This window comes from Methylocystis sp. H4A, assembly GCF_015709545.1.
Classification (GTDB): domain Bacteria; phylum Pseudomonadota; class Alphaproteobacteria; order Rhizobiales; family Beijerinckiaceae; genus Methylocystis; species Methylocystis silviterrae.
The window spans coordinates 106,660-122,209 of record NZ_JADNQY010000028.1; the positions used below are offsets into that span (position 1 = coordinate 106,660).

The following is a 15,550-nucleotide window of genomic DNA, read 5'->3' on the forward strand; positions in this document are numbered from 1 at the left end:
GGTGTCGTCCTCCCACGACGATAGGCGCCGCGTGACCGACACGGAAATTCGCCCAACGACCGAGGATGCGCGCCCCCCGCGGTCCGTCTGCGACGAGCAGGCCTTCGCCCTGGAGCGGATGCAGCTTGCGCTCGACGCCGGGCGCACCGGCATCTGGGACTGGAACCTCCTGACGGGCGAAGTGCATATCGACGAGCGCGTGCGCCGCCTGTGGGGCCTTCCCGAGGGCGTTCCGGCAAGCTTTGAAATCTTCCGCAGCGCGCTGCATCCGCAGGACAAGAAGCGTACGAAAGAGGCTGTCGGCGTCGCGCTCGATCCCACCCACGAGGGCGATTACGAGATCGAATATCGCGTCATCGGTCAGACCGACCGCATCGAGCGCTGGGTCTCGGTGCGCGGCCGCACTTTTTTCGACGAAGGCCGCGCGGTCCGCATTCTCGGCACTGCGCGCGACATCACGCCGCGCAAACAGCGCGAGCAGCATGTGCGCGTGCTCTTGCGCGAACTCGTGCATCGCTCGAAGAACCTGCTCGCCGTCGTGCAGGCGATGTCGCGGCAGACGGCCGCCGGTTCGCCCTCGGTCGAAGATTTTCAGCGCAAATTCGGCGCTCGCCTGCAGGCGCTGTCGATGGCGCATGATCTGCTCGTGTCGCAGGATTGGCGCGGCGCCTCGATGCGCGAATTGGTGCGCGCTCAGCTCGCCTATTGCATGGACGTGCCGCAGGGCGACGTGTCGTCGCGCGCGACGATCGATGGCCCGAAAATCATGCTGAAGCCGGAGGCGGCGCAGAACATCGGCCTCGCCTTGCATGAACTCGCCACGAACGCGCTAAGCTTTGGCGGCCTGTCACGGCCGGACGGCGCCGTGTCGCTGACATGGCGCTTCGAGGACGGGCGGCTCAATATCGAATGGCGCGAGAGCGGCGGCCCGGCGGTGGCGATGCCGCCGCGCGAAGGCTTCGGCCATAAGGTCATCAAGCGACTTGTCGCGCAGGCGCTCGATGGAACGGCGACGCTCAACTTTCCGCCCGACGGATTGATTTGGACTCTGTCGATCCCGGCGAGCTACGCGACCGTCAGGGACGATCAGGTCTGATCACTCAAGTTCCTGTCGCACTCATCCCAGCAGATCAATCAGCGGACCAATCAGCGGGGCGTCGGCGGGCGGCATCGGATAGTTGCGCAGATCGCGGGCGCGCGCCCATTTCACCGCCTGTCCCTCCATCGGCGAAATAAAGCCCTCCCACTTACGACAGACGTAAAGCGGCATCAGAAGATGAAAGTCGTCATAGGCGTGGCTCGCGAAGGTCAAAGGCGCGAGGCAGGGCGCGCAGATCCGCACGCCAAGTTCCTCTTCGAGTTCGCGCGCGAGAGCGTCTTCCGGTCGCTCGCCGGGATGTAGCTTGCCGCCGGGAAACTCCCACAGACCGGCGAGCTGTTTGCCTTCGGGACGTTGCGCGATCAGCACGCGATTGTCGGCGTCGACGAGCGCCGCCGCCACGACGAGCAATAGAGTCACAGGCGCGCTCAATTGCCGGAGAGAACGACTTTCACCGGGCCGTTTTCCTTGCCGGTGAGCGTCACTTCTTCATACATCGCGCCGCCTTTAGGCGTAGGCGCATCCTTCGGCTTCCAGATGAGCTGGGTCGTCAGATAATAGCGTCCGGGCGCGACATTCTCGAAGGTGAATCGTCCGTTCGACTCCGTGGTCGTCGTGCGGGTCAGAGAGGCGTATTGCGTGTCCGGCTCGACCTTTGGAATTGACGCGGCCGGCAGGAATTTCACCGACCCGTAAAAATTCTTAATGCGGGTCTGCGCATAGGTCGTGGCCGGTATCAGCCTCACGGTTTCGCCGGCGGCGTAGCGCACATTCGATCCCGAGGCGTCGCGCAGAAAGGCCTGTCCGGCAATGACGCCCCTGCCGGGCGCCCTGATGTAATTCGCCTGCGACGGATCGAAGCCGACGCCGGGGGTCGGGCCGCGCCCGGCGTTGCAGGCTGAGAGCAGTACGAGCGGCGCGACGAAGAGAAGCTTGACGCAACGCATGACAATAACGCTCCACCAGAACGCGGGTCGCACACTTTGACCAGCGCCGACGCCCACGCCCCGCGGATCAGACCGAAGAGGCGGCTTCGGCGGCGATCAGGCAATCTAGCACGTCATGCATCGATCTGACGACTGCGACGCACAGCGACCGCTCAGCCGCCGTCGCCGGCGCGAGGTCGGGAATCATGATCGTCATCGCGCCCGAGCCAGCGGCGGACTGGACGCCAGCAGGGGAGTCTTCAAGCGCGAGACAATATTGAGGCGCAACAGCAAGCTCCTCCGCGGCCTTCAGAAAGGTCTCCGGCGCGGGCTTTGCTTCTTTCACCATATCCGCCGTGACTTGCGCCGTGAAATAGTTCAGAAGGCCGGCGCTTTCGAGCTGGCGTCTTGCAACCTCGCCGCTCGTCGACGTCGCGACGGCCATGGGCGTGGACCTTGACTGAAGATGCGCCAGGAGTTCGCGGACGCCGGGCTTAACAGGAATGCCGTCCCGGGTGAGCGCGCCAAAGCGATCCTCGAACAGGCCGTCGAAACGCTCCCGAACGAAACCGCCGCCGAACCGGCGTTCCATCAGCGCGTAGCAATTCGACCAGGGCGTTCCGAGCATCTGCAGAAAGTAGCCGTCGTCCGCGACTAACCGCATGGCGGAACATGCATCGCTGATCGCGCGCAGATAGAGCCGCTCCGTGTCGAGGAGCGTGCCGTCCATGTCGAAGATCGCGGCGCGAACCGCGTTCGGGAAGATCATCCGGCGAATCAGCTCCTGTAATCGCCGTTGATCGCGACATAGTCCTTGGTGAGATCGCAGGTCCACACGGTCGCCGCGCCTTTGCCGAGACCAAGATCGACGTTGATGACGATGTCGTTCCGCTTCATGATCTGCGACACTTCCGCTTCGTCATAGTCCGGGTCGCGCAGACCTTTGTGGGCGACGCGCACGCCGCCGAACCAGATCGCCAGCCTGTCCCGATCGGCCTTCTCGCCGGCCTTGCCGACCGCCATGACGATGCGGCCCCAATTGGCGTCCTCTCCGGCGATCGCCGTCTTCACAAGCGGCGAATTGGCGATGGAGAAGGCGACGCGCTTCGCCGCCTTGGCGCTGTCGGCGCCCGTCACCGTCACTTCAACGAATTTGCGCGCGCCTTCGCCGTCCCTCACCACTTGATGGGCGAGATCGAGCAGCACGGCGTCGAGCGCACGCTTGAATTCGATCAGTCGCTTGTCGCTCGCCTTCTCAATCTTCGGCACGCCTCGCGTCTTCGCTGCGCCGGTGGCGAAAAGCAGCAGCGTGTCTGACGTCGACGTGTCGCCGTCGACGGTGATGGCGTTGAAGCTGCCCTTAACGCCGCTCTCGAGCAGCGCCTGCAGCGCCTCTGCGCCGATGGCGGCGTCGGTGAAGACGAAGGCGAGCATCGTCGCCATATCCGGCGCGATCATGCCCGCGCCCTTGGCGAAGCCGCTGATCGTCACTTCGACGCCGGCGATCGTCGTTCTTCGGGTCGAGAGCTTCGGATAGGTGTCGGTCGTCATGATGGCGCGCGCGGCGTCCAGCCAGCCGTCGGGCCGCGCCTCCTGCGCGAGCTTCTCAAGCACGCCATCGAATTTATGCGCGTCGAGCGGTTCGCCGATGACCCCCGTGGACGCCAGAAAAATCTGGCGCTCGGGCGCGCCGGTGGCCGCGGCGGCGAGCTTCGCCGAGAACTTAACCGCCTGTGCGCCGGTCTTGCCGGTGAAGGCGTTGGCGTTTCCGGAATTAACGAGCAGCGCGCGCGCCTTGCCGCCTTTGAGTCGGTCGCGGCACCAGTCCACCGGCGCCGAGGGACATTTGGATTTGGTGAAGACGCCGGCGACCGTCGTTCGCGCGTCGAGCAACGCCAGCATCACATCGGTGCGTCCGGCATAGCGCACGCCCGCGGCGCCGACGCCGAAGCGCACGCCCTCGAGCGGCGGGATTTCGGGCGCGGATTTCGGCGCGAGCGGGGAGACAGTGGCGTCATGAGGCATAGCGGAGCCTTGTCAATGGAGTGGACCTGCGCGGATGTGCCCGGCGCTACAGCTCCGCGTCAAGGCCGAGAAGCGGACCCGCGCAATTCACGCTCCCCCTTGAGGGGGAGAGTCGCGCCGTCATCCACGCGGGGGCGCCCCCACCCGAATATGCTTCGCGCTTCAACCCTCCCCATTAAAGGGGAGGGCGAAGGGCTCGGCGCTTACTTCTTCTTGGCGTCAGCCGGCTTTTGCGTCGGGGCCGCCGGCTTGGCGCCGGGCGCGCCCTCGGCCGGCGCGTCGGAACGTTCGATCTTGGCGCCCTCGCGCAATTTCATGACGAGTTCGCTCTGCGCTTTCTGCACGACATAGCGGGCGACCTGATCCTTCACCTCATTGAGCGGCGGGAAAACTTTCGGGCGCTTCTCGTCGAGCTTGATGATGTGCCAGCCGAATTGCGTCTTGATCGGATCGGAGACCTGACCCGGCTCCATCTTCGCCGCCGCGTCGCCGAACTCCGGCACCATGCGGTCTTTCGTGAACCAGCCGAGGTCGCCACCCTTGGCGCCGGGGTCCTTGGAAAGTTCTGTCGCGACTTTGCCGAAATCCTCGCCGGCCTTGACGCGCTTCAGCGCGGCCTTCGCCTCTTCTTCGGTTGGCACCAGAATGTGGTGCGCGTGATATTCCGTTTCGGGCTTCTGGTTCTTCGCCGCCTCGTCATAGGTCTGCTTGACGGCCGCTTCAGTCGCCGCATTCTTGGCGACGTCGCCGAGCAACGTCTCCATCAGCGCCTTGTCGCGCAGATAGGCGAGCTTCTTGGCGAATTCCGGCGTCTCGGCGAGCTTGTCGGCCTGCGCCTTTTGCACGACGAGCTGCTCGTCGATGAGGAAGTCGAGCACATAGGTTTCGCGCGCCTTTCCTTCGAGTTGACGCGGAATGGCGGCGCCAAGATCCTCCATCGCGAGCTTCAGGTCCTCGTCGGTGATCTCGACGCCATTGACCTTGGCGAGGGTTTTCGCGACCGCAGATGTGGCGCCGACGGCGCTCATCGCCAGCAGGACGGCGAGCGCGGTCGTTCCGAGCGCGGCGCGGGCGAAAGAACGCGCATTCTTGCGGGCGTGAGACATGATGTGCTCCAAAAAGAGGCCAGGGCGGCCCTGAACAAAAGCGGCCGTCGCCGCCGGCGGGAAATGCTCCTGCGCGAGGAATCCGGCGTATCTATGCCCGAGGAGGCGGTTCTGACAACTCCCGGCTTAGGCCGAAACCGGGCGCTCGGCGACCTCTCCGACGACGCTCGTGAAAATTTCCCGGGTTCTCTTCTGCGTATCGGCGAGCAGGGCTTCGAGGTTGGAAAGATCTGGCGCGTCGCCGACGCGCAGCAACAGCTCCGTCAATCCGCGCGGCGCGTCGGCGGGACGGAAAGCGTCGTCGATGGCAAGCCGCAGCAATTGCGTCAGCCCTTGATAGAGCTTTGAGGCCTCCGCCAGCGCGTCCGCCGCGCTCGCGTCGAGAAACTCGGCGTCTTTTACACGCTGCAGGGCGAGCGTGGCGTTCGTTGAAAAAAGCTCAGGATGCTGCGGGCCATGCAGCAGCATCAAATATTGCGCGATGAACTCGATGTCGATCAATCCGCCGGGGACCTGCTTAACCTCCCAGGGGCTCGTCGAGCCCTTTTCCTTTTCTATTCGCCGGCGCATGGACAACACGTCGTCCTTTAGTTTTTGCGCGTCGCGAGGACGCGTCAGCGCCACGCGGATCGCCGCTTCGACCCGTTGTGTGAACGCATCAGGACCCGCGACGACGCGAGCGCGGGTCAACGCCATGTGCTCCCATGTCCACGCTTCATTCGCCTGATAGTCCGAGAAGGCGGCGAGACTTACGGCGAGCGGCCCGCTGTTGCCGGAAGGGCGCAAACGAAAATCCACCTCGTAGAGCAGGCCTTCGGCCGTGGGAGCGGAAAGGGCGCTGATCAGCCTCTGCGTGAGCCGGCCGTAATATTGCTGCGTTGAAATCGGCCGTCCGCCGCCCTGTGATTCCGCCATCGGGTCGGCGTCGTAGAGCAGCATCAGATCGAGATCGGACGCGGCCGTCATCTCGCACCCGCCGAGCTTGCCCATGGCGACGACCGCGCACGCGCCGCCATCGATCGTTCCATGAGTTTTGGCGAATTCCTCGCAGACGCGCGCGAAGAGCTGAGCGATCAGCGTTTCGGCGAGTCGCGTATAGGCGAACCCGGCTTCCGCTACCGACAGTGAGCCCGTCAGGATGCGCACGCCAATGAGGAATTTCTGCTCCTGTCCGAAGACGCGGGCGCGGTCGAGCGCGTCTTCGTAAGAGCGCGCCTCGGCGAATTGCCCGGCAAGGCGCTCCTCCAATTCGCTTTGCGTCGGCACCGTCTCGAAAAAAGCCGGCTCCATCAGCGCGTCGAGCACGCGCGGGCGCCGAGAGATCGTTTCGGCGAGCTTGGGCGCCGCGCCGGTAATCGCGGCGAGGAGTTTGAGAAGCCGCGGCTGCGAGACGAGTAGGGAAAACAGCTGCACGCCGGCCGGCAGTTTGGAGATGAGCCTGTCGAAAGCGAGAAAGGCGGCGTCGGCGTTCTCCGTCGCGGCGATGGCTTCGAGCAGGATGGGGGTGAGCTCCGTCAGCCGTTCGCGGGCGATCGTCGAACGCGTCGCAGCGTAGCGGCCGAAATGCCAGCCGCGAATGGTCGCTGTCACCGTCTTGGGGTTGGCGAAGCCCATATTCGCGAGCGTTTCGATTGTCCCCGGATCGTCGTCGTCGCCGGTGAAGACGAGATTGCCGGCGGATGATGTGAGCTGCGGCGCGCTTTCGAAAAGCTTTGCATAATGGCTCTGCACCACGTCGAGCCGCTTCAGCAGCGCTGCGGCGAAGTCGGCGTAGCCCGCAAAGCCCATCATACAGCCGATAACGGCGACGCCGTCTTCAGTTTCCGGCAGCGTGTGCTTCTGCTCGTCGGCGACCATCTGAATGCGATGCTCGACGTCGCGCAGAAAGAGATAGGCTTCGCGCAGATCGTCGCGCGCCTCGCGCGCCACCCAGCCGCTCTCGACGAGCTGGTCGAGCATCGCCAGAGTCGAACGCCCGCGCAGGCGCCGATCGCGGCCGCCGGTGATGAGCTGCTGCGTCTGAACGAAAAATTCGATCTCGCGAATGCCGCCGCGTCCTAGTTTGATGTTGTGGCCGACGACGGCGACCTTGCCGTGTCCCTTATGGGCGTGAATCTGCCGCTTGATGGAGTGCACGTCGGCGATCGCGGCGAAGTCGAAATATTTCCGCCAGACGAAGGGCGCGAGCTCCTGCAGGAATTGTTCGCCAGCGAAAATGTCGCCCGCGACAGGCCGCGCCTTGATATAGGCGGCGCGCTCCCAGTTCTGACCCATGCTTTCGTAATAGCTGAGCGCCGCTTCGAGAGGGATGGCGATCGGCGTCGCGCCCGGATCGGGACGCAGCCGCAAATCGGTGCGAAACACATAGCCGTCGACCGTGCGCTCGCTCATGATCCGCACGATCCGCTTCGTCAGTCTGACGAAAAAATCAACATCCTCTGACGGGTCGGCGAGGCGCGCGCGCGAGCGGTCGAAGAACACGATGAGATCGATGTCGGAGGAGTAGTTCAGCTCAAAGGCGCCGCCCTTGCCCATGCCGAGGAAAATCCATCCAGATCCGCGTTCCGGGTCGCGCTGATCGGCGAGTTCGATCTTGCCGGCGAGCGCAGCGGCGCGCAGCGTGAAGCGAATGGCGGCGGAAAGGGTGGCGTCGGCGATCCGCGTTAGCGCCCGCGTCGCCTCCGGCATGTCCCAGACTTTGGCAAGATCGGCGAGGGCGATGACGAGCGCGGCTTCTTGCTTGGTGACGCGCAGCAGGCGCATCAGCTCGGCTTCGTCTTGGGTTTCGATGTTTCGCGTCTCGTTGATCAGCGCCTCGACGCGCTGCGCGGGATCGCTCGCGAGGATGCGCGCGAGCCGCGCGGGATCGCGCATAGCAAGGTCGGTCAGATAGGGCGACGCGCCCAAGACGCCGAGCAGCAGATCGCGCGCTTTCGGCCGGTCCCGCAAGAGCGCCGCGAGCGCGCCATCGGCCGCGCCGTCTTTTTCGAGAACGCGCGCCAGCGCCGCTTCGGCCTTCTCGGCGTCGAGAGGCGCGATGAAGACCTTGGCGCTGTCGAGAAGGGCGTTGGCGTCCGACGTCAAATTGATTTGCCTTTCAGGGCGTCGAGAGCGGTTTTGCGCCGGGATATAAATCCGGCTATGCGGTAAATCAGCTTTGAGAGTCGACAGGCGATCGTCAATGGAAAAAGGAACCGGACCCTCGCCCTTCGAGACGCCGCCATCAATCTCGGGCCTGCCCGAGATCGACGTTAAATTCGCAAGTCGGTTAGACCCGACTTGCGGGCGCTCCTCAGGATGGGGGTCCTTGGTTCCGCAAAAAAGCAGACTTGACGTCGTCGCCAGGGTCTTTGTGCTGAGCGAAGCAGAGCCACAAGCTCCCTCATCCTGAGGAGCGTGCGGAGCACGCGTCTCGAAGGACGAGGGAGCTTGGCGCCAATGATGAGAAAGATTTCATGTCGCAAGAGGATGTCGCGCAGCTGCTCGCCCGCATCGCCGGGGCGCTGGAGCGTCTGGCGCCGCCGCCGCGCGCGCCCGACTTCTCAGCCGCCGAGGCGTTCGTCTGGCGCGCGGCGGGCGGGGCGTTCCATCCCGTGCGCCGCGTCAACCGGGTCGACCTGGCGCTGCTCAAGGGCGTCGACCGCCAGCGCGACATGCTTCTCGCCAACACCAGCCGCTTCGCGCAGGGGCTTCCCGCCAACAATGCGCTCATGTGGGGCGCGCGCGGCATGGGCAAATCTTCGCTGGTGAAGTCGGTTCACGGCGCGCTGGCGGATAAGGGGCTGAAACTTATCGAAATCCATCGCGAGGATATTGAAGCGCTGCCCGCGCTGCTTGGCGCGCTGGCGAAGGCGCCCTTCCGCTTCATCGTCTTTTGCGACGACCTGTCGTTCGACGGCGCGGAGACGAGCTACAAGGCGCTCAAGACCGCTCTCGAAGGCGGCGTCGAGGGGCGGCCGGACAATGTGCTGTTTTACGCCACGTCGAATCGCCGCCATTTGTTGCCGCGCGACATGATGGAGAACGAAAGCGCCACCGCCATCCATCCCGGCGAGGTCATCGAGGAGAAAATCTCGCTCTCCGATCGCTTCGGACTTTGGATCGGCTTTCACAATTGCAGCCAGGACGACTATCTGGCGATGGTCTTTGGCTACGCCGACCATTTTGGCCTTAATGCGCCCGAGGCGACGATCCGCGCCGAGGCGCTGGAGTGGTCGATCACCCGCGGCGGCCGTTCCGGCCGTGTCGCTTGGCAGTTCGTGCAGGATCTCGCGGGACGGCTGGGAAAAGAATTGTCTTAGGATCGTCCGGTGTTTACGCGTCCACGCCTGACTTCGCCCCGGTTTTATTTTCGCGCTTGCTAGCTTTCGTCCCGCGTCAGGCTTAGCCTGAGCTGGGGCGAAAAGGGGGCAGCATGAGCTTCAGACGTATTGCGCTTATCTCGACCACAATGTTTCTCTCGTTGGTTTCTCTTTCGGAAAGCGCCTTTGCTTTCTGCGGCGTGTTGCAGGCTTCGGCCAGCGGCTATTCCAGAGACGAAGCGCTTTCAAAGGCCAACAACAAGGGACTGGTGGAGGTTCGAAGGCTTGAAGGCAATTATGGAAGCCGCAATGTTCATTACCAAACCGCCTCGTCGTCTTGCCGGGAAGGCGGGAGGGTGACGTGCTTCATCTCCCAGAAGTTCTGCGTCGACAGCGGCCAACGACAGCGGCCGACTCGCGGCGAGGAAGGCCATTCGATGCATGGCTGCCCGCCCGGAACGCGGGCCGTGCCGGAAACCGATAATTGCGTGCCTGTACGTAAACGAACGAGCGAATTTGAAAGCCAGCCGTGGAAAAAGCCGGGTTGCCGGACCTGGAAACAGAGCTGCGACAGAGGCGACGCCCGGGCCTGCGGAAAATATGAGTCGACCTGCCAGGTCAATTGACGCGAGAACATTGCGAGACGCCTGCACGGCAGGCGTCTCGGATCGCCGTCTGGCGGATTAATATGGACGCTCCGGCGTGCATTCCGCCGTCGCGCAGCGCGGTTGGTAGGCATAGGGGATCATGGCGCCCACAAGCAGCAGTCCGCCCATAATGATGATCGCCATTTTGTAATTCATCGCGGTTCCTCTCCGACAGCGTTCGGCGCTTTGGCTTGATTGGAATAGATCCCACGTCACCCGACGTGCGTCTGTGACTTTGTCTTCATCGCCGCGTGATTGCCGCGTGGGGCTGTAAGGATCGGAAGATCAAATCGTCTTGGCTTTGAATCGACACAGATCTGCGATCAGGCAGCGCGGGCATTCTGGCCTGCGCGCCTTGCACACATAGCGTCCGTGCAGAATGAGCCAGTGATGCGCGTGCATCAGATATTTCTCTGGCGTAATCCTCGCGAGTCCCGCTTCGACCTCTTCGGGCGTCTTGCCGCTTGCGAGCGGCAACCGGTTGGAGACGCGAAAAATATGTGTGTCGACCGCGATCACCGGCTCGCCGAAGGCGACATTGAGCACGACATTCGCGGTCTTGCGGCCGACGCCTGGGAGCGCGGTCAATTCCTCGCGCGTGCGCGGCACGTCCCCGCCATGCCGTTCGATCAGCAATCGCGACAGGGCGACGATATTTTTTGCCTTGGCGCGATACAGGCCGATCGTTTTGATCAGGTCGCGCACGCGCTCCTCGCCGAGCGCCGCCATCTTGGCGGGCGTGTCGGCCTGCGCGAAGAGCGCCGGAGTCGCCTTGTTGACCCCTGCATCCGTCGCTTGCGCGGACAGCACGACGGCGACGAGCAGCGTAAAGGGGTTTTTGTAACCGAGTTCGGTCTTGGGTTCAGGGTTTGCGGCTGCGAGACGCGCAAATATCTCTTCGATGCGCGCAGCTTCAGCGGCCGCCGGCCGCCGACCGGCTCGCGGTTTTTTAGCGACGCGCGCGCGCTGACTGTTTGTTTCCGTCATAGGCGCGTTATAACTTTTAGAATCTGAGGGACAAAGCCGGCAGGAGAAATGTCCGACCCCTTCGAGCGGAAAATTTACGAAGCGCGGCTGACGCCGCATCGGTCGATGACGCCGCACGCCTTCTATCTTTTCATTATGATCTTCTGTTTCGGACAGCTGCTGTTCGCGCTGCCCTTCTTCTTCATGGGCGCCTGGCCCGTCGCCGGCTTCATGGGCCTCGATGCGGTCGGTCTCTATCTCGCCTTCCGCGTCAGCTTCCGCGCCGCCCGCAGTCATGAGACGCTCGACCTCACGCCGCTGGAACTCGTTTTCGCGCAAATCGGCGCGCGCGGACAACGAAAGGAATGGCGCTTCAACCCTTCGTGGGTGCGGCTTGAACAGACGATCCACGAAGAATTCGGAACGGAGCGTGTGGCCCTGATCTCGCGCGGCGAATGCATCGAGATCGGCGCCTTTTTGGGGCCGGATCAGAAAGCGGAGCTGGCGCGCGAACTCAACCGCGCGCTCATCGACGCGCGCATGGGCGCGCGTTTCGGCTAGAACGCGCTCCATTCCGCCCAAGAACGGCAAGATCTAGCGTCGCTGGCTCAGCATAGCGTCGGCTTCCCGCATCAGCCGCGCCTCGTGCCGCTTATAGTAGCGCCAAAGCACAAACAGCCCGATGACGAGCCCGCCGGCGAGGGCCATCGCGATGGGACCTTCGATTTTTTCGAAGCCAGCGGTGAGGTAATAAGCGCCAAAGCCAAATACGCACGCCCAAACGACGCCGCCCGACGCGTTATAGATGAAGAAACGGCCAGGCGGCAGATGGTTTGCGCCCGCGAGCGAGGCCGCGAGAATGCGCAGCAACGCGATGAAGCGGCCGAAAAAGACGATCGCGCCGCCCCAACGATAGAAGAGATATTGGCCCAGGCGCAGCTTGTCTGGCCCAAGTCCGACATGATGGCCGTAGCGTTCGAGAAGCTTCGTTCCATACTCCCGCCCCAGCCAGTAACCGATATTGTCGCCGACGATCGCGCCTGCAGCGGCCGCCACGACGATATTCTCGATGGCGATCGCTCCGGAGAGCCGCGCGTAAATTGCCGCGCCAACGAGCATGGTTTCGCCGGGCAGTGGAATGCCGGCGCTTTCCAGAGCCACGACGACAAAGATCGCCCAATAGCCGTAGGTCGAAAGGATCTCGGCGATCTGCGCCTGGTCGAGAAAGTGCGTCATCCCTGGCCCAGAAAGTGTCGGCTTCCGCGACTCTCATGTAGGCCTAAGCGCGCAAATGGCGACGTCGCCGAAGCGAGGCCGCCATTCAAAAACGTCGATCGGACAGGGTCAGTGATATTGCAGCGCATTCTCTCGCGCGGCGCTGAAGGCGTAGGGCGGCGTCGCCGCCATAGCCTCGCTGTCCAAGAAGAAGGGGTCGCGCTCCAGCGCCACTTGGAGGACCTCCCGCAATCCTCTGAGCAGAGGCTGGTCGTCGCGGACGACCTTGGCCCGAAGCGCCTCTTGCGCGGCTTCATCCGACCGGCTCGCGAACTCGCGCACCGCCAGCGCGACGAATTTGCCAACGCTGACGCCTTTCTCTTCAGCCGCGGCGCGTACGCGTTCAGCGAAGCCGCCGCCAATGCAAGCCAAGGCGGCATGCGCCACCTTGTCGTTAGAGCAGGAATTGATCAGATCCACGATGACCATGACGACCTCCGCCCTTGAACGTTCCATGTTTTGGAACCCTTTGTTGGTCGCGGGCTGCTTTAGCGCCGCGACATCAGTTTCCTTCGCCTTGTTAGGCGCGTTCGTTCCCGCCAAGCTATACAGTCAAGCTGAACGTTATCTGTATGAGTGATGAAAAAATTCCGCATCCGGCGATCGGATGGGATCTCTCAAGCCCGGCGAACAAGGCTGTCGGCGCAAGAGCCGAGAGACGTTCGCTCCCCATGCCGTGCGCTGCTGCCTTCTAACTGAAAGCCGTGACAGCTTCGCGACGAAGTTCGCCAGCATATCAACAACATAAGGATCAGCCGAGCTGAGCCCACAGCACGACTCCAGACTCAACTCGTGGCCAGAGCAATAGTTCCGAGCAGCTAAAAAATTCGTAGCTGCGGCGCAAAAGACTCGTGTGGCGCCGCAGTAGCCTTGCCTCTACCAAGCGCCAATGTTGGGCGCCGAAGCCCAGGGTTCCGTTGGCGGCAGCGGCGCGCCCTTCTGCAGCAACTCGATGGAGATCGAATCCGGCGTTTGCACGAAGGCCATATGGCCGTCGCGCGGCGGCCGATTGATCGTCACGCCCGCCGCCTGCAGTCGCGCGCAGACTTCGTAAATATTCTCAACGGCGAAGGCGAGGTGACCGAAATTCCGCCCGCCGGCATATGCGTGTTCGTCCCAGTTATGGGTGAGTTCGATTGTCGGCGCGTTGTTTTCCTTGGCTTGCGCCGCATCCTCGGGCGCGGCGAGATAAACGAGCGTATAGCGCGCCTTTTCGTTCTGGGTGCGGCGCACCTCCTGTAGCCCAAGCACGCCGCAAAAAAACGCCAGCGAGCGGTCGAGGTCGCTAACGCGGATCATGGTGTGCAGAAATTTCATATTGCGGCTCCTATCTGATGCGTCCGCCATAATAATAGCGTTTCGCGGGCGCGGATTTGCACCCGCGCCGGGCGCCTGCTAGAGCGCTCGCGCTCCCAAAACATGGTGCGTATTGAGTTGACCGAGACGAATGCTCTTCCGCGAGCGGCGACCAGCGTCAAGCTGGCGGCCGCGAAGGCGTCGATCGCCGCCAGCGCTTTGCTCGCGGCGGCAAAGCTCGCTGCCGGTCTGTGGTCTGGCTCACTCGCGCTGCTGTCGGAGTCGGGACACGCCTTCGTGGACACCGGCGCGACAGTGCTGACCTTCTTCGCGGTGCGCGAAGCAGAGAAGCCGGCGGACGAGGAACATCACTATGGCCATGGCAAATATGAGGCGCTGGCCGCGCTGATCCAAACCGGTTTCCTCTTCGGCCTCGCCTTGTTCATCGTCGGCGAAGCCTGGAGGCGGTTGCAGGAGACGGATGTCGTGATCGACGCCGGCTGGCCGATCTATAGCGTTCTGGTCGTCTCGATCGTCGTTGATTTCGTGCGATCGCGACAATTGCGCCGGATCGCAAAGGAAGAGGGCAGCGACGCACTGGCCGCCGACGCGCTGCATTTTTCGAGCGATCTGGTGTCATCGGCGCTGGTGCTGCTCGGTCTCGTTGCCGCGCATTATGGGTTCGAGCGGGGCGACGCGCTCGCCGCCTTGGGCGTCGCCGCCTTCATCGCCGTCGCGGGGTTTCGGCTGGGCCGTCGCACGATCGACACTCTGCTCGACGCCGCGCCACGCGAAATGGCGCCGCATCTCGAGAGAGCGATCGTCGACGTGCCGGGAGTCATCGCGATCGATTCGCTGCGGCTGCGCACGATTGGCCCTGACATCATCGGCGAAGCGACGATCGGCGTTTCGCGCGGCTTGCGCGTCGAGCAGGCGGCGCGAATCAAATCGGCCGTCGCCGAAGCGATCGCGAGAGTCACGCCGCGCGCCCGGGTTACGCTGTCGATCGAGCCGCAGGCGCTTGACGACGAAACGATCGCGGAACGCATCCTGCTGGTTGGCGCGCGTCGCCACATTCACGCCCATCATGTCATCGCCCAGCAGATCGAGGGCAGGCTATCGATCGGCGTCGACGTCGAACTCGATGGCGCCATGCCGCTCGGCCGCGCGCATGCGATCGCCGCCGACTTCGAGAGCGCGCTGCGCGACGAATTTGGCGCCGACGCCGAAGTCGACACGCATATCGAGCCGCTCGAGCTGCAATTGCTCGCGGCGCAGGTCGCCGATCCCGCGCTTGCCGGCGCGATTGAAGCGGCGCTTGCGCGCGTCGCCGCTCAGACCCGACCGCCGGCCCAAGTGCGGGACGTGCGAGTCCGCGAAACGGCCGGAGGCATCGTCGTCAACTTCCGCTGCCGTCTGGACGCGGCCGCATCCGTGCAAAGCGCCCATGACGCGCTTGACGAGATCGAGCGCCGCACACGCGAGGAATTTCCATCGATTCTGCGCATCGTCGGTCGCGCCGAGCCCGGCGATCGCTCAGCCGCCGCATAGCCAAGGATGCCCGCTTCGTCTATGAGAGACGCATGACACAGCAGTCGGAGACACAGCAGTCGGACGCCGCCGCTGACATCGCCTCGCTGCCTTTCGAACAGGCGATGCAGGAGCTCGAGCGTATTGTCGCCGACCTGGAGAAGGGCGCCGTCTCGCTCGACGAGTCGGTGAAGCTCTATGCGCGCGGCAAGGCGCTGCAGGCGCGCTGCGAGGCCCTTCTCGCCGAGGCCGAAGCGCGCATCGAGAAAATCACGCTTGGCGAAAACGGCCAGCCGACAGGAGTCGCGCCCTTCGACGTCGAATAGACGTTAATCCAAGTGTTAATCCAAGTGTTAATCCAAGTGTTAATCCAAGTGTT

General features: G+C 63.5%; 16 protein-coding genes. 6 read left to right on the plus strand and 10 right to left on the minus strand.

From position 1 onward, the window contains the following. The first annotated feature begins 31 nt into the window (after positions 1 to 31). Positions 32 to 1,096, plus strand: coding sequence for an HWE histidine kinase domain-containing protein (locus IYW40_RS17170; protein WP_196401514.1), 1,065 nt, complete (start codon positions 32 to 34; stop codon positions 1,094 to 1,096). 21 nt (positions 1,097 to 1,117) lie between these two features. On the opposite strand, the gene IYW40_RS17175 is transcribed toward IYW40_RS17170, so the two are convergent. From IYW40_RS17175 to IYW40_RS17200, 6 genes are all read right to left on the minus strand, one after another. Next, positions 1,118 to 1,510, minus strand: coding sequence for a (deoxy)nucleoside triphosphate pyrophosphohydrolase (locus tag IYW40_RS17175; protein WP_196402201.1), 393 nt, complete (start codon positions 1,508 to 1,510; stop codon positions 1,118 to 1,120). A gap of 17 nt (positions 1,511 to 1,527) precedes the next feature. Then, on the minus strand, positions 1,528 to 2,046 hold the full coding sequence (locus IYW40_RS17180) for a carboxypeptidase-like regulatory domain-containing protein (protein ID WP_196401515.1): 519 nt from the start codon (positions 2,044 to 2,046) through the stop codon (positions 1,528 to 1,530). A 67-nt stretch (positions 2,047 to 2,113) separates the two neighbouring features. Continuing rightward, a complete protein-coding gene (locus IYW40_RS17185) occupies positions 2,114 to 2,794 on the minus strand; it encodes an HAD family phosphatase (RefSeq protein WP_196401516.1) in 681 nt (226 codons plus the stop codon). A gap of 8 nt (positions 2,795 to 2,802) precedes the next feature. Further along, positions 2,803 to 4,050: a bifunctional glutamate N-acetyltransferase/amino-acid acetyltransferase ArgJ gene (gene argJ, locus IYW40_RS17190; RefSeq protein WP_196401517.1), complete on the minus strand. Its 1,248-nt coding sequence runs from the start codon at positions 4,048 to 4,050 to the stop codon at positions 2,803 to 2,805. A 203-nt stretch (positions 4,051 to 4,253) separates the two neighbouring features. Continuing rightward, positions 4,254 to 5,156 carry a peptidylprolyl isomerase gene (locus tag IYW40_RS17195; protein WP_196401518.1) on the minus strand — a complete coding sequence of 301 codons (903 nt, stop codon included), beginning with the start codon at positions 5,154 to 5,156 and terminating at the stop codon, positions 4,254 to 4,256. A 126-nt stretch (positions 5,157 to 5,282) separates the two neighbouring features. Further along, the gene (locus tag IYW40_RS17200) at positions 5,283 to 8,240 is read right to left on the minus strand and encodes a bifunctional [glutamine synthetase] adenylyltransferase/[glutamine synthetase]-adenylyl-L-tyrosine phosphorylase (RefSeq protein WP_196401519.1); all 2,958 of its coding nucleotides are present in this window, start codon (positions 8,238 to 8,240) and stop codon (positions 5,283 to 5,285) included. Positions 8,241 to 8,611: 371 nt separating this feature from the next. On the opposite strand from IYW40_RS17200, the gene IYW40_RS17205 reads away from it, so the two are divergent. Beyond that, the gene (locus IYW40_RS17205; protein WP_196401520.1) at positions 8,612 to 9,457 is read left to right on the plus strand and encodes an ATP-binding protein; all 846 of its coding nucleotides are present in this window, start codon (positions 8,612 to 8,614) and stop codon (positions 9,455 to 9,457) included. A gap of 113 nt (positions 9,458 to 9,570) precedes the next feature. Further along, a complete protein-coding gene (locus IYW40_RS17210) occupies positions 9,571 to 10,083 on the plus strand; it encodes a hypothetical protein (protein ID WP_196401521.1) in 513 nt (170 codons plus the stop codon). Positions 10,084 to 10,389: 306 nt separating this feature from the next. On the opposite strand, the gene nth is transcribed toward IYW40_RS17210, so the two are convergent. Next, positions 10,390 to 11,091: an endonuclease III gene (gene nth / locus IYW40_RS17215; protein ID WP_196401522.1), complete on the minus strand. Its 702-nt coding sequence runs from the start codon at positions 11,089 to 11,091 to the stop codon at positions 10,390 to 10,392. A 48-nt stretch (positions 11,092 to 11,139) separates the two neighbouring features. Here nth and IYW40_RS17220 point away from each other — a divergent pair, with 48 nt between their 5' ends. Then, the gene (locus IYW40_RS17220; RefSeq protein ID WP_196391699.1) at positions 11,140 to 11,631 is read left to right on the plus strand and encodes a DUF2244 domain-containing protein; all 492 of its coding nucleotides are present in this window, start codon (positions 11,140 to 11,142) and stop codon (positions 11,629 to 11,631) included. 33 nt (positions 11,632 to 11,664) lie between these two features. On the opposite strand, the gene IYW40_RS17225 is transcribed toward IYW40_RS17220, so the two are convergent. From IYW40_RS17225 to IYW40_RS17235, 3 genes are all read right to left on the minus strand, one after another. Beyond that, positions 11,665 to 12,306 (minus strand): DedA family protein, encoded by a 642-nt coding sequence (locus tag IYW40_RS17225; protein ID WP_196401523.1) that lies wholly within the window; start codon positions 12,304 to 12,306, stop codon positions 11,665 to 11,667. Positions 12,307 to 12,414: 108 nt separating this feature from the next. Then, positions 12,415 to 12,801, minus strand: coding sequence for a hypothetical protein (locus tag IYW40_RS17230; RefSeq protein ID WP_196401524.1), 387 nt, complete (start codon positions 12,799 to 12,801; stop codon positions 12,415 to 12,417). A gap of 420 nt (positions 12,802 to 13,221) precedes the next feature. After that, on the minus strand, positions 13,222 to 13,662 hold the full coding sequence (locus IYW40_RS17235) for a VOC family protein (RefSeq protein WP_196401525.1): 441 nt from the start codon (positions 13,660 to 13,662) through the stop codon (positions 13,222 to 13,224). 117 nt (positions 13,663 to 13,779) lie between these two features. Here IYW40_RS17235 and IYW40_RS17240 point away from each other — a divergent pair, with 117 nt between their 5' ends. Then, the gene (locus IYW40_RS17240) at positions 13,780 to 15,192 is read left to right on the plus strand and encodes a cation diffusion facilitator family transporter (RefSeq protein WP_246720886.1); all 1,413 of its coding nucleotides are present in this window, start codon (positions 13,780 to 13,782) and stop codon (positions 15,190 to 15,192) included. Between the two features lie 32 nt (positions 15,193 to 15,224). Beyond that, a complete protein-coding gene (locus tag IYW40_RS17245; protein ID WP_196401527.1) occupies positions 15,225 to 15,497 on the plus strand; it encodes an exodeoxyribonuclease VII small subunit in 273 nt (90 codons plus the stop codon). Positions 15,498 to 15,550 lie beyond the last annotated feature (53 nt).